At 69.6% G+C, this 19592-nt stretch carries 19 protein-coding genes and 1 pseudogene; 8 read left to right on the plus strand and 12 right to left on the minus strand.

Annotation, left to right across the window (positions count from 1 at the left end):
* Positions 1-107: 107 nt before the first annotated feature.
* Positions 108-575 carry a winged helix-turn-helix domain-containing protein gene (locus tag GTW40_RS21325; RefSeq protein WP_161181797.1) on the plus strand — a complete coding sequence of 156 codons (468 nt, stop codon included), beginning with the start codon at positions 108-110 and terminating at the stop codon, positions 573-575.
* Positions 572-943: a transposase gene (locus GTW40_RS21330; RefSeq protein ID WP_343245755.1), complete on the plus strand. Its 372-nt coding sequence runs from the start codon at positions 572-574 to the stop codon at positions 941-943. The genes GTW40_RS21325 and GTW40_RS21330 overlap by 4 nt, the downstream gene beginning before the upstream one ends.
* Before the next feature lie 170 nt (positions 944-1113).
* On the opposite strand, the gene GTW40_RS21335 is transcribed toward GTW40_RS21330, so the two are convergent.
* The 11 genes from GTW40_RS21335 to GTW40_RS21385 all read right to left on the minus strand — a co-directional run bounded on the left by GTW40_RS21335 (position 1114) and on the right by GTW40_RS21385 (position 11712).
* A complete protein-coding gene (locus GTW40_RS21335) occupies positions 1114-1782 on the minus strand; it encodes a hypothetical protein (protein WP_161181798.1) in 669 nt (222 codons plus the stop codon).
* 90 nt (positions 1783-1872) lie between these two features.
* The gene (locus GTW40_RS33260; RefSeq protein ID WP_237525608.1) at positions 1873-3006 is read right to left on the minus strand and encodes a hypothetical protein; all 1134 of its coding nucleotides are present in this window, start codon (positions 3004-3006) and stop codon (positions 1873-1875) included.
* Between the two features lie 58 nt (positions 3007-3064).
* A complete protein-coding gene (locus tag GTW40_RS21345; RefSeq protein ID WP_237525609.1) occupies positions 3065-3631 on the minus strand; it encodes a hypothetical protein in 567 nt (188 codons plus the stop codon).
* Between the two features lie 221 nt (positions 3632-3852).
* Positions 3853-4407 carry a hypothetical protein gene (locus tag GTW40_RS21350; RefSeq protein WP_161181799.1) on the minus strand — a complete coding sequence of 185 codons (555 nt, stop codon included), beginning with the start codon at positions 4405-4407 and terminating at the stop codon, positions 3853-3855.
* A gap of 49 nt (positions 4408-4456) precedes the next feature.
* The gene (locus tag GTW40_RS21355; RefSeq protein WP_161181800.1) at positions 4457-5962 is read right to left on the minus strand and encodes an ATP-binding protein; all 1506 of its coding nucleotides are present in this window, start codon (positions 5960-5962) and stop codon (positions 4457-4459) included.
* A gap of 27 nt (positions 5963-5989) precedes the next feature.
* Positions 5990-6442 (minus strand): DUF6238 family protein, encoded by a 453-nt coding sequence (locus GTW40_RS21360; protein ID WP_161181801.1) that lies wholly within the window; start codon positions 6440-6442, stop codon positions 5990-5992.
* A 26-nt stretch (positions 6443-6468) separates the two neighbouring features.
* Entirely contained in the window at positions 6469-7935 is a 1467-nt protein-coding gene (locus GTW40_RS21365; protein WP_161181802.1) for an SCO6880 family protein, read from the minus strand.
* A gap of 139 nt (positions 7936-8074) precedes the next feature.
* Positions 8075-9454, minus strand: coding sequence for an ATP-binding protein (locus tag GTW40_RS21370; protein WP_161181803.1), 1380 nt, complete (start codon positions 9452-9454; stop codon positions 8075-8077).
* 28 nt (positions 9455-9482) lie between these two features.
* Positions 9483-10172 (minus strand): hypothetical protein, encoded by a 690-nt coding sequence (locus GTW40_RS21375; protein WP_161181804.1) that lies wholly within the window; start codon positions 10170-10172, stop codon positions 9483-9485.
* Complete coding sequence (locus GTW40_RS21380; protein ID WP_161181805.1) at positions 10172-10480, minus strand: DUF6112 family protein; 309 nt, start codon at positions 10478-10480, stop codon at positions 10172-10174. Before GTW40_RS21380 ends, GTW40_RS21375 begins: the two co-directional genes overlap by 1 nt.
* A gap of 98 nt (positions 10481-10578) precedes the next feature.
* A complete protein-coding gene (locus tag GTW40_RS21385; protein ID WP_161181806.1) occupies positions 10579-11712 on the minus strand; it encodes a C40 family peptidase in 1134 nt (377 codons plus the stop codon).
* Positions 11713-12290: 578 nt separating this feature from the next.
* Here GTW40_RS21385 and GTW40_RS21390 point away from each other — a divergent pair.
* Positions 12291-13037: a site-specific DNA-methyltransferase gene (locus GTW40_RS21390; RefSeq protein WP_161181807.1), complete on the plus strand. Its 747-nt coding sequence runs from the start codon at positions 12291-12293 to the stop codon at positions 13035-13037.
* 97 nt (positions 13038-13134) lie between these two features.
* On the opposite strand, the gene GTW40_RS21395 is transcribed toward GTW40_RS21390, so the two are convergent.
* Positions 13135-14067, minus strand: coding sequence for a DUF5655 domain-containing protein (locus GTW40_RS21395; RefSeq protein WP_161181808.1), 933 nt, complete (start codon positions 14065-14067; stop codon positions 13135-13137).
* 324 nt (positions 14068-14391) lie between these two features.
* Here GTW40_RS21395 and GTW40_RS21400 point away from each other — a divergent pair, with 324 nt between their 5' ends.
* The 5 genes and pseudogenes from GTW40_RS21400 (at position 14392) to GTW40_RS33750 (ending at position 19506) form a co-directional block, all read left to right on the plus strand.
* On the plus strand, positions 14392-16068 hold the full coding sequence (locus GTW40_RS21400; RefSeq protein ID WP_161181809.1) for a hypothetical protein: 1677 nt from the start codon (positions 14392-14394) through the stop codon (positions 16066-16068).
* A gap of 685 nt (positions 16069-16753) precedes the next feature.
* Positions 16754-17338: pseudogene (locus tag GTW40_RS21405) on the plus strand (ABC transporter permease subunit); the annotation flags it as partial.
* Positions 17335-18123 (plus strand): amino acid ABC transporter ATP-binding protein, encoded by a 789-nt coding sequence (locus GTW40_RS21410; protein ID WP_161181810.1) that lies wholly within the window; start codon positions 17335-17337, stop codon positions 18121-18123. The pseudogene GTW40_RS21405 and the gene GTW40_RS21410, both read left to right, overlap by 4 nt.
* Before the next feature lie 86 nt (positions 18124-18209).
* Entirely contained in the window at positions 18210-19232 is a 1023-nt protein-coding gene (locus GTW40_RS21415) for an ABC transporter substrate-binding protein (protein WP_161181811.1), read from the plus strand.
* Between the two features lie 151 nt (positions 19233-19383).
* On the plus strand, positions 19384-19506 hold the full coding sequence (locus GTW40_RS33750) for a putative leader peptide (protein ID WP_343245756.1): 123 nt from the start codon (positions 19384-19386) through the stop codon (positions 19504-19506).
* The last annotated feature ends 86 nt before the right edge of the window (positions 19507-19592 follow it).

Genomic DNA, 19592 nt, shown 5'->3' on the forward strand with positions numbered 1-19592 from the left:
TACTGATCTTTTCGTAAGTTCGGTGGGTGTGGTGGCCGTGTGGGTGGAAGGCTGTCGGGGTGGCTTATGAACCTTCTCCCTGTGCGGTCGGTTCCTCTCTTCCTCCGTTGTCGCGGCCGCAGTTGGCGGAAGCGCGGCGAGTTCGGGCGGTCGAGTTGTTCGGGGACGGCGTCTCGAATGCGGAGATCGCGCGGGCGGTGGGTGTGTGTGCCGAGAGCGTGCGACGGTGGCGGCGGGTATGGGAAGAAGGCGGTGCTGATGCACTGCGACGCCGTGCGGCAACCGGTCGCCCGCCCAAGCTGGATGACGCCCAGGCCGAGACGGTCCGGGTCGCGTTGGAACGGGGAGCCCAGGTTCATGGTTTCGAAGCCGACCTGTGGACCCTGGAGCGGGTCGGCATCGTCGTGGAGCGGGTGACGGGCGTGTCGTTGTCGAGGGCGTCGGTGTGGCGGCTGCTGACCGGCCGGCTCGGATGGAGTCTGCAGCGACCTGAGCGGCGGGCCGTCGAGAGGGACGAATCCGAGATCGCCCGTTGGATCGCCCACGAGTGGCCGCGCATCAAAAAGGGGCGGTGAACACACGTGCCTGGATCGTGTTCCTCGACGAATCAGGCGTCTCCCTGCTGCCCCAGATCCGCCGCACCTACGCACCCCGAGGTCGAACCCCGCTCCTGCGACACCGGCTGAACTGGAAACGGGCCTCGATGGCCGGGGCCCTGGGATACCACTCCACCGACCCCGAACGCGGGGCCCGCCTATGCTTCCATCTCAAGCCCGGCAGCTATGACACCGCCGCCCTCATCGAGGTCCTGGAACAGATGAAGGTCTTCTACCGCGGCGAGCGGGTGGTCCTCGTCTGGGACGGCCTGTCCGCCCACTGGAGCCGGGCGATGCGAACCTGGGTCGCCGAACCACCGCATCAACCACAACCCACAACTGGCTGACCCTGGAGCGATTACCCGCCTACGGATGCCCTTTTCGGTGGCGTCGGCGACATCGGCGAGGTGGTCGCCGGAGATAGAGGGAGTTGCATCAGCGACGGACGGAAGAGATGAAAGGAGATGCCCGGTTGGGCGTCGGCGCGACGGCCGCCGTAGGGGAAACCGGCGGCGAGCTACGCAGAGCTGCGCGTGCCGGGCTGGTGCCGGAGGCGGCGGAGCGGACCGGGGACCTTGCGGCTTCGAAGATCTGGTTCTGCTCGTGACGTACGCGGTGACGCGCGAGGACGTCCTGCGCGAGACGAGGTTGAACGGCCCACCAGGACGTCGGACTGCTGCATTGCCGCCGTGGCCAGCGCCACCTTCGCGAGCGCCTCGCTGCGGTCGGTGGTCACGGGCAGCGTGTACACGTCCAGGATCGGGTTGAGCCGCCAGCAGTGTTCCTCCAGGATGCGCGAGCCGATGGCCGGAGCCTGGTCGTCGGTGGCCGCGACCACACCGAGGTGCGGGTGTTCAGCGAACGCGACATCCGGGTCTCCTTCCGCACGCAGGCGGCGAAACCGGTCCGGTTCAGAGTCCAGCGACGGATCGAGAGCGACGTCGACATCCACCTGGTAGCCGCTCCGGCGCAGCAGGGCGACGGCCTGCGCAGCGCGGCCCTGCCCGTCACGGTGCTGGTCGCTCAGCGCGTACAGCGAGTCGTGGCCCGGTACAGGGTGAAAGTCGAGACGGTTCAACATCCATGTGCTGGCGGGGAGTTGTTTGGGGTTCGTGGCGACGATGCCGTAGTCGGGGTGGCGGCCGACTACGACGTCGGGAAGCTGATCAGGGAGGGGGGTGGGCACGGTGCATCCGTCCGGGATGGGCTGGAGGGGCGAACGGGGTCGGGGTGGTACTGCAGGCGCGGAAGACGGCGTCTCCGTGGCGCGCGGGGGTCAGCGGCCGGGGGCGGATGAGGGGCGTGCGGACGGCAGCACCGTGCGCGCGGACGCCTCCGTCGGCGGGGCGGCCGGAACCGCGAGCTGCCCGGCCGACGGCGAAGGGGTGAGAGCGGCGCTTACCCGTGACGAGGCAGAGGCCGACGGGAAGTCCCTGTTCGCCTGCGCCTGCGTCTTGTTGGGGTGGACGGTGTGGCGATCGGCCATGACGTGGCGCACCTCCCGCAGCTCGGCCGCGCAGGAGTCCAAGTCCGTGGCGATCAGGCGCAGACGCTCCGCGACACGGTGATCAGCAATGTTGCCGAACCCCTCCCACCAGTCGGCCGTCGTGTCGACGATCTCCACGACCCGCTGGAGGACGCCGTCGCCGGGAGCAGTCAGCTCGCTCAGCGGGGCGACCGCCTTGCTCGTGTGCGTCGCCGTCTTGACGGACCGGGCCAGGTGCCCGAGACGGTCACCGAGGCTCGGCTCGTGGCTCAGGGCAGGAGGAAGCGCGGGGTCAAAGAGGGCCGGGTCGCTGGCGATGCGGAAGCCTTCGGCCTGCAGCAGGTCGACGGCCCGGGTCACCACCCGGCGCTGCTCGGCCGGATCCGTCATGGCCGAGGGCAGCCGGTAGTAGTCCGCCCCGCCGAACTCCACGGCAGGGACGAAGCCGACGCGGTAGAGCACCCTCCCGGCGACGCGCTCCTCGACGGATCGTTCCTGCTCCAGGCACAGCGGCACGCCGAGCCGGTCCAGGCGCGCGGCGACGGCGGTGAGCAGATGCGGGACGCTGCCGCCGTGCCGGGCGTCGGGGCCGTCGGGCTCGGAGTCGTAGACCACTTCATACACCGCGGGCGCGGCGGTCCGGTGACGGGTCACGATCCAGCTCTCGGGGGACTCGGGGTGCTCGGAGGGCGGCTCCTGCGGCGGCGAAATGATCAGTGAACTGCCGTCAGGCAGCTCGGCGTTGACGATGTAACCGCTGAGCCCCCACTCGACGGTGCACTCCAGGCCGCGCTGCCGCAGGGTGGCAGTAAGGGGCGCGTACCGGTATTCCTGCTCGGAAGCCGCAGGTGAGTAGGACGACGCGCTGATCCACGCGTGGACGCGCGAACCGTCCTGTTCGAAGGTGATGAGGGCGTTGTGCATGGGGGCTCTCCGTTGCCGGACGCCCCGGGCTGACGGCACGAGCCGCAGGCGCGCGGGGCTAGAAGGGGTGCGGGGGTCCACGAGGATCCGGCGATCGTCCGGTTTGGCGCTGCCGCGATTTGGCGCTAGGAGCGTCAGCGGGAACGACCGGGGGCCGGCGGGTTCGGCTCTGAGGGAACAGGAAGTGAAACGAGCGGGACGCCACGAGTGCGGGGGCGGACCGGGTGAGGGCCACGCGCGCCCGCTCGGTCTGCGAAGCCGGTCGGGCGTCCGCCCGGTCGGCCAGGTGCTCGGCGACCCGGACGAGCGCCGGACCCCGGTAGGACAGCTCGTCCGCGTAGTGCCAGCCCTCGGCATTGCGGTGCTCCTCCGCCTGCTCCTGGTAGAGCTGGAGCGAGCCCGGCTGCGAGGCTTCCATGAGCGCCATGATCTGGTCCCACTCGTTCCGGACCTGCCTTGCTCGTTCCAGCGTGGCGTCGATCCCGCGCAGCCGGCGGAGGTCGTCGCTGATCGGACCCTCGACGTAGTCCGGGCCGTCGGCCGCGGCCCGTACCCCGGCCAGCACCTCGGGCCCGTGATCGAGGAAGACCTCGGCGTGCTTCCACGCCTCGGCGTCGCGCTTCACCTTGCCGTCCGCGTACCCCTTCTCATCGACGGGCCAGCCGTCCTTGTCGCAGAAGGAGTCCGAGACGGCGTCCCATTCGTCAGACGCCTGCCTGATCCCGGCGGCAGCAACGGCCAGGGACGGGAGGTGCCGCCGCCAGGCCGTTGGATCACTGGCAGACGAGTCCGAGGCGGTTGGAGCTGGCCGGTCGTTCGGCGCGGAAGCGGCGCTGGTCCGGCGGGTCAACGCTGCCGCCGCGCCGGGTTGGGGAGAGACGGGGCGCTGGGAGCTTCGAGTGGCTTCCGCTCAGGGGTGACGAGATGCTGGTGCGGTCGGCACTGCCCGCGGAGTGCGGGCTTGAGCCACTGTTCTGCCTCGTTGCGCCCCTGCTGCCATGCGGTGCGGACGGTACCCGAGTACAGGGGATCCGTCGGCTCATGAGAGGTTCGGGCACCGCGCGCGAACGCGCGGCGATGTTCGTCCGGGTCGAGGTCCTCGCTCCACACGCTCCAGGGCCAGAACGCCTCGATGGTGTAGTGGCCGTGCTCGTCCGGCACGACCGCTTCTGTGAATGCGTCGCCGTTGTATTCCTCGGTGGCGTTGAAGATCAGCGAGTCGCCGTCCCAGGAGGCGGTCAGCCCGCAGGCGTCCTTGTTGAGATCGGTGGCGATCCGCTCTGCCGTCTGCCGGGTGAAGGTGAGGGGGTCGTATCCGGTCATCGTGGAGCGTGCGGACACGCCCAGGTACGGGCGGTCCGGGCAGCCTCCGACGACGACAAGGTGAAGAAAGCGGGGCACGGGGTCTCTGGTGTCCTTTCAGTAGGTGGATTCCGGGGCGGAGAGGCGCTCACGCCGCCATCCGTGCGTCGGTGTCGAACAGTTCGCGCTCGGCCGGGTGCAGGATGTGCTGCGTGATGAAGGAGCGGCCGGCGACCTTCCACAGGCCACGGCCCTTGGTCAGGGCGGACACCGCCTGGGTCTCGACGCCGGTCAGGCCGAGCAGGGACGCGGCGGCGGCGAGCTGGTCGGGCTCCTGGCGGTAGATGATGCGGGTCGAGCAGTCGGCCAGAAGTCCCTCGGCCAGCACCCGGCCGCGCGAGCCGGCATCACCTGCGGAGAGCAGATCGCTGAGGCGGTGGATGACCATGAGGTTCGCGATGCCGAGGCCCCGGGAGAGCTTCCACTGGCTCTGCATCCGTTCCAGCAGGCCGACGTGCCGCATCAGTCGCCATGCCTCGTCGTAGATCACCCAGCGCCGACCGCCGTCGGGGTCGGACAAGGCGGACTCTATCCAGGCACTCGCGCACGTCATCGCGAGGACCAGCGCGGTGTCGTCGCCGGAGCCGCCGAGACGGGAGAGGTCGATGGACAGCATCGGCGCGGTCGGGTCGAGAACCACCGTCGACGGGGCGTCGAACATGCCACTGAGGTCACCGTGCACCAGGCGGCGCAGAGCGTGCGCGAGATCCCGGGCGGCGGACCCGACGTGTCCGGTCTGGTGGCCGAGGGCCTGATCGAGGCGCTGGGGGGAGCCGAGGGCGTGCGCGATGTCGCCGAGCAGGGGCGCCGTGCCACGGGCGGTGGCCTCGGCGACGACCAGGTCGAGGGCGATGTCCAGGGCGGTGTGTTCCATCGGCAGCAGATCGCGCTTGAGTACGGTGCGCGCCAGGCCGGCCAGGAGCAGCAGGCGGCGCTTTCGGACCTCGGTCGCCCAGTCGTCCGCGCTGACGGAGGCGGGCCGGGCCGGGGCGTCCAGCGGGTTCAACCTGCCCGGGAGCCCCGGGCCGAGTGCGATGGTGTAGCCGCCGAGGGCCTGCGCGACAGCGGTCCACTCGCCCTTGGGGTCGCATGGGATGTAGATGCGGTAGCCGTGGGCGATGGACCTGGTGGCGATCGATTTCGCGAGCGCCGACTTGCCCATGCCGATGATCCCGGCGAGGACCGCGTTCGGGTTCGTGAAGCCGTCGATCCTGCCGCTGTTGTACAGCGAGAACGGGTCGAAGCAGAAGGCCGCCTCCGCGTGCACATCGCGGCCGATGAAAACCCCCTCCGACCCCAAGCCGCCCTCGGCGACGAAGGGGAATGCCCCCGAAGCGGTCGCGGTGGTCATCCGGTGGGCAGGCAGTTTGAGCTTCCCTCCCCGGGCCGAGCCCGGACCGGGGCGACCGGCCGCCGGGTAGGTCGGCCGCAGTTCCGGGTCGAGGGTCTGCTCGGCACGGTGCTTGGGGGGTGTTCCGGCATGTCGGGCCTTGCGGCGGGCCTCGGTGAAACCGGCTCGGGCGGCCCTCTGCTCGGCACGCGAAGCCTTGTGCGGCACGTACAGGGGGGAGGCGCTGGCGCGGGTGCGGGACATGAACGGTTCTCCAGACAGGGGTGCGGGTCAGCGGCGGACGAGGCCGGTGAACGGCGCGTGCAGGTCGGCTGGGGTGGTGCGGCGGCGGACCAGGTGCGCGGTGCGCTGGTGGCGCTGGCAGAGGGTCAGCTCCGGCGCCCCCTCGGGCAGGCCCGCCTGGCACGCCTCGGGTTCGGGGACTTCGCCCGAGTCCGGCCGGGGGGCCGCGTGGTAGGCGGCGTGGAGGTGGTCGGCGGCCTGCCAGATCCGGGTGCGGGCGGCGCGGAGATGGTCGCCCTCGGCCGGGATGAGCTGGGCGGTGCGCAGGGCGTGGGCGTCGAGCAGCTCGTACACCGAGACGAGATGGGCGTGCAGGGCATCCAACTCGGCGCGGCTGGTGACGAGCGGGCCGACGGGGAGGTTGAGCGCGCGGTGGAAGTCGAGCGCGGCGGTGGCGAAGGGCACGAAGTCCTGCGCGGTCGAACTGGCGGTGCGGGACACGGCGGGTGCTCTTTCGACAGGAGGGATCAGGCGGCGAGCGCGAGCGGCATGGCGGCGGCGGTGAACGCCTCGGCCTGCTGCCAGGTCAGGGGCCGGATGTCGAGCTGGGCGCCGACGGCGGCGGTCTCCACGACCGCGCACGCGGTGCGGAGTTCGTCCTCGGAGTCGGCCGAGACGGTCAGCAGCCCGGTCAAAGCGACATCGGCATGGCCCGCGATGAGCTGGCGCTCACGGGACTTGATGTCCTGGTACTCGATCGAGTCCGCCTCGGAGTCGACCTGCCCGCGCCGGGCCCGCTCGGCGGCATCGGCGATCACGCTGGCCTTCTTGCGCTGGACGTCGCGCAGGGCGGCGTCCAGCCCCTTCGGTTCGTAGGAGAGCGACAGCGTGCGCCGGACCCCGCCGGTGAACAGCAGCTGGTGCAGGAAGCCCGCGCTCGTTTCGGTCCTCGGCCAGTTCTCCACCCAGTACGTAGCGTGGACTGCCGAGTCGGTCGCGATGTGGTCCGCCTTCTCGACGACCACCACGGGTCCGGCAGCGGCGGGCTCTGCCTCGGGACGGCCGCCGGTCGACCAACGGTCCAGTGCCGCATGGGCCTTGGGGTCGTACGCGGTGCGCACGACGGCTGCGATCTCGCGGGCGGTGAGCCAGCCGGTGGGGTTGAGCCCGGCGGTCCGCGCGGCCTGATCGAAGGTGGACGTGAGCTGCGTCAGGACGCTGAAGGCGCCGGTCAGCCCGCCGCCGGCCTGGGTGATCAGGCGACGGGCCGCCTTGGTGTCCAGGGCCACCGCGACGTACGCCTCGTGCGGGGCGGCGGCCGGGCCCGCGCTCTGGATCAGCTCGCTGTAGATCGCACCGGCCAGCGGTGCGTTAGGGGTGCCGTGTTCTTCCCAGTAGCGGCGCAGCGCGTCTCCGGAGTCAGGGACGGTGCGCTCGATCACCTGGACGCGGGCGATCTGCCCGGTGCGGGCGAGCGCGGCGAGCGCGCGTCCCCAGCCGCCGACGTTGGCCTGCTGGGTGCCGGGGTCGAGCAGTGCGTAGGCGCGGGAGGAGACCTTGACCACGGCGGTCAGCGTGCCGCTGTGCGGGTCGTGGACCGCGCCGTAGCGTCCGTCAGGGGCGGTGACCACGCGCAGGCTGGCGGCGGTGCCGGGCAGGTGAAGAAGTCCTTCGCGGGTCGGCCGGCGGGAGGGCCGGGTGAGCCAGACGAGCTGGCCTCGCATCCGGCGCAGGGCGTACCGGGCGAGGATCGGCGCCCAGTCCGCCAGGGCGCGGCCCCGGTGGCGGACGAAGATGAGGAGGCCGATGACGGCCCACAGCGGGATGAGCTGCAGAGCGCCGACCACACCGCGAGAGACGACGACGGCGAGAAGGAGAAGGCCGGTGAGACCGGCGACGGTCAACTGCGGGGCGGTCAGGCCGAGAAGGACACCGCGCCTGCTGCGGTGGGGGAACTTCACGGTGGGCGCGGGGGCCTGGTGCTTGCCGGACAAGATGGTTCCAGAGGGTGAGAGCGGGCGAAGGGGCGGGGCGCGCGGCGCTCTTCTGGAAGTCATGACGGAAACCTTCCTGCTGGTCGGGTGGGGCGGCGGCGGGCCGTGGAGTGCGGCCCGCCCCCAAGGGTGTGGTGGCTCAGGAACCTGACGGCGGCTGGGTGGGGAAGACCCAGTTCGTCGGCGTGGCGGAGCCGGTGGCAGACGGTCCGGTGGAAGGCGGCGGCACGGCGCCCGCGTGGGTCGCGCCTCCGGGAACCGACGTGCCGACCGGATGATCGGAACCGATAGTGGCGCCCTGGACGGTGACCTCGGACTCAGCCGCTTCACCGTCCCCGGCACGCGTGATGAGCGGAGGGATCCCGGGCCGCTGGATCAGGGCCCGCCCCTTGTCGCCCGTGGCATTCGGGTCCTCGCCGTACCGGAAGCGGGTCTGCTGCCGGGGCTGTCCGCCGTCGATGCCCTCCTTGCTGAGGGTGCCGCCGGAGGGGCTGATGCCGGAGGCGACGCCGTCGGCGCCCGCGCCGGGGACCTGGTTCGGCCCCTGCGGGGCGGGGGTGCCGGTGCCGGCCTGCATGGCCAGGCTGCCCGCGGTCTTAGCGGCCCCGGCGGCGACCGCCATGCCTGCCACGCTGGTGCGGTGCAGGTCGTCGTGCCCGCCGCCGTCGGTGGCCCAGTGGATGAACTTGTAGGTCGCGTACGGGCACAGCAGGACCAGGAGCATGACGACCAGGCCCGCCAGAGCGTCGGACAGCGCGCTGATGCCGTCGTGGGGATCGGACTTGCCCATCGCCGAGACGCCGATCAGGAAAACGACCGTCATCAGGAGTTTGGAGACGACCAGCGTGGCGGTGGCCTCGATCCAGCCGCGCCGCCAGCGCTTGGCGACCTCCCAGCCGCCGCCGGCACCCGCGAAGACGGCAAGGACGACCATGACCAGAACGCCGATCTTGCGCGCGACCATCACGCCCCAGTAGAGGAACGCGCCGATCGCACATCCGAATGCGACCAGGGCGGGCACACCCCAGCCCAGTCCGAACATCGCTCCGAACTCGTTGACCCTGATCATGCGGCGGACCGCCTCGTCGAGGGAGGTGTTGGCCGCGTGGAACAGACCGTCGGACAGGGCGTCGACCACAGTGACGGCGACGGAAGTGAAGGCGACGGCGGAGAAGGCGAACAGGACGCCGGTCATGGTGCCGATCGCCGCCTGGGCGAGCGCGCGTTCGTCCCGGCGCCAGGCCGCGAGCATCAGCTGGAGGCAGAGCGTGCCGACGGTCAGGGCGAGCCCGATGGGCAGCAGGAGCTCGTAGTTGTCCCGGAACCATCCGGCGTTGAGGTCGATGGCCGTGGTCTTGTCGGCGGCCTTCGTGGCGAGATCGGCGGCGCTGGCCGCGAGCTCACCGGTCGACTTCGCGATCCACGCGCCGATGCCGTCCGTCACCGTTCCGGCGGGATTGGCGGCGAAGTCAACGGCGCTGCACACCTTGTCCATCAGCGGCAAGTCGCACACTGCCATGGGGTCGCCTCCTTTCTGGGGTCGGGGGTCAGGGAGCGACCGCCGGCATGACACCGGCCAGGGCGCAGGGATGGTGGGGGCGGCACTGCACCGCGAGGGTGATCACACGGCTCTCCGCGCCTCCGGCGGGCGAGCCCTTCCAGGCGATCGACTGCTTGCCGGAGACCGTCACGGCGTACACGTACGCCCGGGTGATCGCGGCCGGGTCCTCCTGGAGAGCCCGGGTGAAGGAGTCGGGGAAGTGGCCCTCGCGTGCGGTGGCGGTGGCGAACTGGCCGTTGGCGGCCATTTCCTTCCACAGCACCGGCGACGGCACCATCGCCTTCACGGATGCGCCATCGGCGTACCGGTCCTCCGTGGTCAGCCACCCGCGCAGCGCGGCCAGCAGCCTGGCCTGCGAGTAGGCCCGCGTGTCGTAGGACCACAGCGCGACCGCCGCCGCCTTCCCGAACACGATCGGGTTGTGCGTACGCGGCGGCATGGGAAGCGCATGGCGATGGGCGGCCGAGGGCGGTCGTACGGAAGGCGAAGCCTTGGGCGACGACGAGGCCGCTGAACTCGCCGTTTTTCGAGGGTGGTTGGAGGGCACCCGGTGGTCGCGGGTGAGGAAGGCGACCGATCCGGCGAGGGCGACGAGCACCAGGAGCACGGCGCCGCCGAGCAGCGCCCGGCGGCGCGCACGGGATGCGCCGCCGGGACGGGAGGAGTGGGCCGGCATCAGTGGACCTTCGTGCCCAGCGTGCTGAAGAACGCCACCAGACCGTTCGCGGCGCCCATCAGCAAGGCCGCGCCCGCGCTGACCGTGACGCCCTTCTTGCCGTTGGCCTCGGTCTGATGGCCTCCCGAGTGATGGCCCCAGGCCCACACGGCGGCGCTGACGGCGAGCGCGCCGACCACGGCCACGAGCCCGAAGAGGTTGATGGAGCCCATTACCTGCTTCAGGACCGGCAGGCCGGGCAGGCCGCCTTCGGCCGGCTTGATTCCGGGGTCGTAGGCGAGCTGGATGGCCTCGTGGACAAGAAACATTGCAACACCAGTTCGATTTAGCGCGCGCCAAAGCCCGAGGGGACGACGCTGTGGCGCGAGGAGAGAAAAGGGGGGAGAGGGTGAGGGGGAGAGGCCGGTCAGACGACGCGGCGGGCCGCGAGAATCTGCGACCTCCAGGAGGCGAGGGTCGCGATACGGACCACGTCACCGGTGTGCGGGGCGTTGATGATCAGCCCCTGGCCGATGAACATGCCGACATGCTCCGGGACCGTGGCCGTGCCCTCGGTGAAGACGAGATCACCCGCACGAAGGGAACCAACCGAGACCGGCTTGCCCACCTTGACCTGCGTGTACGTCGTCCGAGGCAGGCTGACCCCGGTCGCCTTGTACGACTGCTGCATCAGCGAGGAGCAGTCACAGCGGCCCATCGGATCGCGCCCATGGGAGTCCGTGCAGCTACCGCCCCACTGATACGGAGTCTTGAGCTGGCCGAGCGCCCAGCGGATCGCCGTCTGAACCTTCGGCGGAGCCTCGGCCGGGATCCTGTACCCGGCCGGCACCGCGCCGGGCGGGATGGTGTCAAAATCGCTCCCATCGCCACCGCTCGCACAGCCCGTGGAGACACTCGCCGGCGAGCCGCTCGGGGCGAGAGGACCGGACGACTTCGAACCGTCGGCCTTCGGCAGCAACGGTCCGATGGCCTGCTGGAGAGCGGTGGCCAGCGGTTCCCACTTCGCGTACGCCTCGGGGTAGCCCGACCGCTGCACCGCCTGCGCGGCCTGGGCGACGGACAGGGACTGCCAGCCGGAGACCTTCCGCAGCGCCTCGTAGAACTTGGTCGAAGCGTGCACCGGGTCCAGGATCTGGCTCGCCGTGCCCCAGCCCTGCGACGGACGCTGCTGGAACAGGCCCAGCGAGTCGCGGTCGCCGTACGTCAGGTTCCGAAGGCGGCTCTCCTGCATGGCAGTTGCCAGGGCCACGACCTGCCCGCGGGGCGGCATGTTCATCGCGACGCCGGTTGCCTGGATCGTCTTGGCGTTGGGTACCTGTTCGGCCGGGGCGTCCAGGCCCGGGACGGAGATGGACCCCTTGTCGCCGCCGTCCAGGATGGCCTTCACCTGGGTGGCGACGGCGGCGGTGTCCACATCCTGCGCACCGCCGGTCGAGCAGGAGGCCGAGGCGGTGCCGGCCCCTAGGGCGAGAATCGGAACGGCCAGCAGCATCGGAGCGGTTGCGCAGAGACCGACGACGGCTCCGGTGGTCTTCTTCATCGCCGCCGCCGTTCACCGAGGCGGCAGTGCCGACCGGGTGACGGCGTTGCGTCGGCGCGCGGATGTATCAGGGCGTGCTGCATCGCAGCGGCTCCTCGGTGTTCGTAGGAGGCGCGGCGCCGACCTCTCGTGCAAAGCCGTCGGCACCGCGCCGATGTGAATCCGCCGCTCGGGCGGCCCGGGTCAAGGGAGTTGGTGGCTCCTTGACGCCGGTCTCAGGTCACGCGCGGCAGCCAGCCGCGCTCGTAATCTCAGGCAGAACACCGGGGCTCCTGACGGCGTGCGGGAAGGAAGAGGTCAACATGCCCTCCGTACCGTCCGATTGGACACAGCAGCACGGATAAGCACAGGTCAGCAGGGGTGGAGCGAGGCTCCTGCCCGGTGACATGGCGAGACAGTAGACCGGGATTCCGGCCGCACCAAACGACTCCCGGCCCCGGGCCGGCAGCGCGATCCACCGCATTAGGTCCGGCCGGAGATCGCCTCTAACCTCCGGCACAACCCCGCCCTGGAAGAACGCCGTTGAGGGCTGTCCGGAGCGGGATCAGCCCCCCCATGCCCTGAGAGAGGCCCTTCCCGTGAGCTACACGCTTCACCGAGGCGACGCCCTGACCGTCCTGAAGTCCCTCCCGGACGAGAGCGTCGACGCCGTCATCACCGACCCGCCGTACAACTCCGGCGGCCGCACCAGCTCGGACCGCACCGCACGCACCGCGCGGGCCAAGTACGTCACCGGCAACTCGGCGCACGACCTCGCCAACTTCCCTGGCGAGAATCGCGACCAGCGCTCCTATCGCTCCTGGCTGACCGAGTTGCTCACCGAGTCCTACCGGGCCTCGACCGAGCACGCGGTCGCGATGGTCTTCACCGACTGGCGCCAGGAACCGACCACCACCGACGCCCTGCAGATGGCCGGATGGACCTGGTCCGGCACCATCCCGTGGATCAAGCCCGCCAGCCGACCCCGCAAGGGCGGCTTCAAACAGTCGTCCGAGTTCATCGTCTGGGGCGTCAAGGGCACCCTCGACAAGGACCGCGACCTCTACCTCCCCGGCCACTACATCGCCTCGCAGCCCCGCAAGGGCCGGGTGCACATCACCCAGAAGCCCGTCGAGATCATGCGGCAACTCGTGCAGATCTGCCCCGAAGGCGGCGTCGTCCTCGACCCGTTCACCGGCAGTGGCTCCACGGGTGTCGCAGCCCTCCGCGAAGGACGCCGCTTCGTGGGTGTCGAGCTGTCCGCGCACTACGCCGACGTCGCCGAACAGCGGCTCCAGGCGGAGCTGACGCAGGATGACTTCGCCCTGGCCGGACCGGAAGCCTGATCATGAGAGCGGAGAGAACCAGGGCCGGCGGGCCACAGACGCCGAAGGGCGGCTGGTGCATCGAAAAACCGATGCGCCAGCCGCCCTTCTCGTTGCGTCAGGCCGCCTCGAACGCCCGCCGGATCAGCGGCGCCGCCTTCTCCAGGTCGGCGGCCGAGGCGAGGCGCACCTCCAGGTCCCCGGTCCCGAGATGGCCGATGCCGCGCATGTCGCGGGTGAAGCCCTCCTCCAACGCGACCGAGTCCGGGTCGAGTCTGAGGTAGACCAGGATCGCCTCGTGCTTCGGGCGGAAGATCACCGAGGCGACGTTCACCAGCCGCCGATAGGCGATGTAGTGCCGCAGCGGCGCCACCTCGACCTCGCCCCACGCCGTGAGCGCGTCGTCCAGCTCTGCATACAGGTCCCGCAGGCACTCCGGGACGAGGCCGACACCCGACGGCGAAGGAGTTACCGGTAGCGCAGGCGCGATGTCGACCGCCGTCTCCCGCTCCCGGGTCCGCCGGGACGAAGCAGCGCCCGGCGGGCCGGGCGAGGAGTCGACGAGCAGCAGGCTCAGCAGGCCGCCCTCGAAGACGCGGTAGCGCACCAGATCGATCCGCTCGGGCAGCCGCTGCACGGCCACGCGGTCGTGGTGGGAGAAGGCGGCCGCGATGCAGACCATCCGCGGGCGACGCCAGTCGATGGTCTCGGCGGCCTGCGCGCCGAGCACCTTCCGGACGAGCGCCTCGAACTCGTGGTGCGCGGACTCCAGCCAGGACAGATACGAGAGGGCCTGCGACAGCGCGCTGTCGGAGCCCTTCTTGTACTCGATCACCACGGGGCTGCCGTTCTCGTCCAGCCCCAGGGTGTCGATCCGGCCCCGGTGCCACGGACCGGTCGCGTACTCCGACGCCAGGAACCGAATGCCGAGCATCCGCTCCAGACCGGCCTCGACTCGCCGCTGCAGCTCCACTTCCAGCGCGACCGTCGAACCGGCCAGCTCGACGTCTCGACCGTCCGCGTCTCGCCGGAACAACATCAGCTCGGCCACCAGAGTTCTCCTCCCGCGATCACTACGGGAAGAGCAATCAACATCGGCGTGGGGATATTCCAGACGGCCAGGGAGAACTCGCATGTCGGTTCCCAGTTGGTTCGTGGGTCGCCCCGGGGTGTCGTAGACCGCGTCCGGATCCGCAACCGTTAGCTGAGGCCACCCTGATCTGCTGGATGCTCGGTTGCTGTTTCGGTTGCTCCCGAGGGCGCCAGAGCGGCACAACTTCTCTGCCCAGCTGTTGATTTCCGATCCGGCACAAAGCTCGGCACCTGGTGTCAGTCCCCTGTGCCAGGATGCCGGTCTAACAAGGAGGTGCACGGAGTGGCGATCGAGTGGGACCGAATCGGGCAGCTTGCCTTCGACCGCTATGTGGAGGCGTTGCTCCACCGCATGTACAACGGCAACGCGATCGCATTGAACGGGCGTGGCGGTGACCAAGGGATCGACGTTCGCGTCAGCACGGCTACCGGGCTGCGGATCTTTCAGTTGAAATACCACCCCGACGGCTTTCCCGGCTCCCACCGCGGACGCCGTACCGCGATCAAGAAGTCGTTCCTGCGGGCCTTGCAGCATGATCCGGTGGAGTGGACTCTGGTGGTCCCATGCACACTCACCGCGTCGGAGCGCGCCTTCGTCGAGAGGCTTGCCGTCGGCCGAACGGTGACGGTTTCAGTGATGGACCGGCCAGCACTCGACAACGGCTTCGCCACCCACTCGTCCCTGGAAGCCACCTTCACCCGTGATCAAGCACGGGAAGCGGCCAGAGATTTCATGTGTGAACAGGTACTTCTGGCTGATGGGGAGGATCTGATCCGACGTGTTCGGGCCCTCGGTAGCCGAGCGGACAACGTCGATCCCGACTGGACCTGGGACTTCGCCCGTCGAGGTGACACCGTGGTCCAGACCTTGCGTGCCCAGCACGCACTCGCGCACGAGGTCAGCCCTGTGCGGCTGCGCCTGAAGACGCGGCCCGAGGCAATGGACGCCGGTCTGACCTCAGCCTATACACGCTCCCTCGGGTACGGGATTGCCGAGGAAGTCGAATTGCCCCCTGAAGCGGTGGCCAGTCTGGCGGTCGACGGCCCGGAATGGCTGTCGAAGACGGTCAGCGACGTCCGAGTGATCTGGCAACCCGTTTTGGATGCCGCGCAGGCCGATGCTGCTGCCGAGATCGAGTTCCTGGATGCCGAAGGGATGTCGAACGGGCGGTACGCCGGACGGTTGATCGCTCAGCGCTCGGGCGAACTGGGCGCCTCGGTCGAGGCCGACATCCGTGGTGCCCGACTGCAAATGCTTGTTCCGTTCGACCCGAGCGTCGAGGGAAAGATGCGGTACTCCTTCGATCTCAACGACCGAGAGCCCGCTGAGGCGGTGAAGGTGTTGCGGCTGCATCAACGCATCCTGCGAGGAGGTTCGTTTCGTATCACCGTCGACGGCACCTGCATCGGATCCGGGAAACTGCCTGCCAGGGGGACAGATGAGGACAACGCCGAGGCGGAGAAGTTGCTCTCGTACCTCTCGGACTTGGAGGTCGTGCAGCGTCACTGTGAGGCGTATTTTCCCGCGCCACTCGTCTACAGTGGCGCCGAACGCATCGACCTGCGGATCGCACGCCTGCTCATCGAGGGCCGGTGCGTGGCCTACCGGTCGGCGCGTACGGTGACCGTCACCCTCAACGGCCGCGACTCGCCGTCCCTCCGCACCGTCCTTGGTTCTGAGCCCCAATGCCTGCGCTTCAGCCCTCCAGGCTTTGAAGTAACCCTCGGGGGACGTACCTTGGACATCGGCTGTGTCCACTTGTTCCATACCCGCGTCACGGCGGACAATGGCCGGGAGGCCATTGCGGCGCTCAAGGTCGGCCAAGCCGCCGACATGGAGGTCGTCTTCCGCCCCCAGGGTGGTGAGCACTTCCGCCTCTATCTCGAGGGAGCTTTGGACGATTCCCGTCCCCTCGTCCCTGTCCCGCTCGGCCTGCCAGGCTATTCCGATCCCCATTGAGGGTTTTGCAACGCTGGTTCTCTGGAGGGCCCCTCGACGCATGGGCTCGACCATGGACGTCGCCATCCCAGCTCTTCGACGGGGGCACTTAGTACCCGGTCGGTGGGCATTCGGGTTCGCACTTACGTGAGTACTGCGTCAGGCATGACGCCGGGATGCGTCTCGCCCTGGATTTGTGGGGACCGCATAAGCCGGACTCCGGTCAGCGCCGTTCCGATGAGGGTGTGGTCTCGTCCTTTCCGCGCGAAAGGCTTGCTGCTGACAGCTCACGGGACACGTTCGCAACCTCTGTGGCACGCGGTACGCGGAAGTCGTCAAGTAGGTGCTCGATGGAAATCTGACTGAGTGTCAGTAAAGTCAGCATCAGGTCAGCATCGATCCGGTCAAGCCTGCCGACGTCTGGCGGAAGTTGTACTTTGAGGTGGACCGCCAGAGGGTGCGCGGAGAGCGTTTGCTTGCGTCGATTGAGTGAGTCGAGGATGCGCTTGCCGTCCTGGTCGCCTGTTCATGCACTGGGTGCAAAACACCAGCTCAGAGTGCTTGAGACCGTGGTTTCGGAGATGTTGACGGCAGTTCGGATGCAGGTAGCCGTCCCTTGGTGCATCCCTTCACTCCCCTAAAACGCGACCTGCTCTTGCTGCTCTCCCGGGTCTGAGTGATACCGTCTCGTGGACGCCCGCTGAAGTTTCTCTACAACTTCAGCGCGCTGTACCGCACGTTGAGCCTCGGCGTCCCCTTCGGGCCCGCGTTCGTCACCTTCGACGAGTCCCGGCTCGCCACAGACATGACGGTCGCCGTCATCGGCCTCGCCCTCAACGAGGCCGCCTACGCCGCCGAGGTCGTCCGCGGCGGACTGCTCTCCGTCGACCAGGGCCAGCACGAGGCGGCCGCCGCCCTCGGCCTGCCCCGGCGCTACCAGTTCACGCGGATCGTCCTCCCGCAGGCCCTCCGCTCCATCGTGCCGAACTACGTCAACCAGCTCATCGGCCTGGTCAAGAGCACGTCCCTCGTCTTCTACGTCTCCCTGCTCGACCTGTTCGGCACCGTGCAGAGCATGGGCAGCACCTACCCCGGCGACATCGTGCCGCTGCTGCTCGTCGCCACGGTCTGGTACCTGATCCTGACCAGCGCCGTGTCCGTCGTGCAGTACTACGTCGAGCGGTACTTCGCGCGCGGCGCCACCCGCGCGCTGCCCCCGACCCCGCTGCGGAGGGCCCGCGCCGCCCTCGCCGGACTCCGCGCCCGGCTGCGTGAGGAGAGCGCCGTATGACCCCCACCACCCAGGAGACCGCCCCCGCCGCGCTGGAGATCCACGGCGTGCACAAGTGGTACGGCGCCCAACAGGTCCTCGACGGCATCGACTTGACCGTGCGGCCCGGTGAGGTGACCGTCATCCTCGGCCCCTCCGGCTCGGGCAAGTCCACGCTGCTGCGCGTCGTCAACCACCTGGAGAAACCCGAGATCGGCCATGTGAGCGTCGGCGGCGAGCTGATCGGCGTACGGCGCGGAAACCGGGGTCGGCTACGGGAGTTGAGCGAGCGGGCGATCCTCGCGCAGCGCGGCCGGATCGGGTTCGTCTTCCAGAACTTCAACCTCTTCCCGCATCTGACCGCCCTCGACAACGTCGCCGCCGCGCCCGTGGCCACCGGCCGCCTCGGCAAGCCCGAGGCTAGGGAACTCGCCCGCGAACTCCTCGGCCGGGTCGGGCTCGCGGACCGCGCCGGTGCCTACCCGCGCCAGCTGTCCGGAGGCCAGCAACAGCGCGTGGCCATCGCACGCGCCCTCGCGCTGCGTCCCGGCATCATCCTCTTCGACGAGCCGACCTCCGCGCTCGACCCCGAACTCGTCGGTGAAGTGCTCGCCGTCATCAAGGACTTGGCCTCCGGCGGCACCACGCTCGTCATCGTCACCCACGAGATCGGCTTCGCGCGCGAGGTCGCCGACCGGATCGTCTTCATCGACGAGGGCCGGATCGTCGAACAGGGGCCGCCCGCCCAGGTGTTGGACAAGCCGCGGCATGAACGCACGCGTGACTTCCTGAGCAAGGTGCTCTGAACTCCCCCTCTTTCGCGGACCGTCCGGTCTCCCGTCCCCACGCCCTTCCGTCCCCACGCCCTCCCGTACGAACGACAAGGACAGCCATGCCCCGTGACCTCATCACCCGGCGCCGTGCGGTGCGCGGTACCGTCGCGGCGACCGCCGCCGCCCTCCTCGCCACCCTGCTCGCCGCCTGCGGCGGGGAGAGCGACGCCGCGACCACGACCGACGCCCGGGGCACGGTCACCGTGGGGAAGGTGTCCAACGGCGCCGCGACCCAGACCCGGCTCGACGTCGCCGAGGTGAAGTCCATCAGCGCCGAACTCCCCGCCGCCGTACGGAAGGACGGCACGCTGAAAGTCGCGGTCGGCGCGCTGCCCGACGGGTTCCCGCCGCTCGCGTTCGTCGGCTCCGACCAGAAGACGCTGACCGGCGCCGAGCCGGATCTCGCCCGACTGGTCGCCGCCGTGCTCGGGCTGCGGCCCGAGATCCGCAACTACACCTGGGAGAACATGTTCGTCGGCATCGACAGCGGCAAGGCCGACGTCGGCTTCGCCAACATCACCGACACCGAGGAACGCAAGCGGAAGTACGACTTCGCCTCCTACCGCAAGGACAACGTCGGCTTCGAGGTGCTGAAGAAGAGCGGCTGGAACTTCGGCGGGAACTACCGCACCCTCGCGGGGAAGACGGTCGCCGTGGACAACGGCACCAACCAGGAGAAGATCCTCCTCGAATGGCGGGACAAGCTGAAGAAGGAGGGCAGGACCCTCACCGTCAAGAACTTCGCCAGCAAGAACGCCACCTACCTCGCGCTCACCGGCGGCCGGATCGACGCCTACTTCGCGGCCAACCCCGGCATCGCCTACCACGTGAAGCAGACCGCCGGATCTCCCTCCCCGACCCGCAGCGCGGGCACGTTCTCCGGCGCGGGCGCCCGGCTCCAGGGGCTGATCGCGGCCACCACGAAGAAGAACAGCGGGCTCGCCAAGCCGATCGCGGACGCCCTCAACCACCTGATCGACTCCGGGCGGTACGCCAAGTGGCTCTCCGCCTACAACCTCTCCGACGAGTCCGTCACCAAGGCGGAGATCAACCCGCCCGGACTGCCGCTGGACAACTCCTGACCCACTGCTGACAGGCTGCTGACCTGCTACGGAAAGGCGAACGGGTGATGTTCGGCGTGTCGGGAACACGTTTCGGCGGCCGCGCGTTGGCCCTCATGACGAGACGCGAAGTGCAAGCGCCGAAGTGCAAGGACCGGAGGGGGTGGGGGACATGCCGCAGGTGCTCGACCGCGTGCCGTGCCCGCGCCTTCTGAGGACCGGCCGTTCCGTTCTGCTGCACTCCCGGCCGCACATAGATCTGCAGCGGGTGGCCGGCGCGCTCTGTCGCGCCTGACGCGCATCTCCCGACCTTCGTTCCACCGCGCACCTCCGCGCGAGGGCCGGTGCGTCCCGCACTCGCCCGCGCCGCCCCCGCACTTC

It is taken from the genome of Streptomyces sp. SID4985, from assembly GCF_009863025.1.
In the GTDB taxonomy this organism is placed as follows: domain Bacteria; phylum Actinomycetota; class Actinomycetes; order Streptomycetales; family Streptomycetaceae; genus Streptomyces.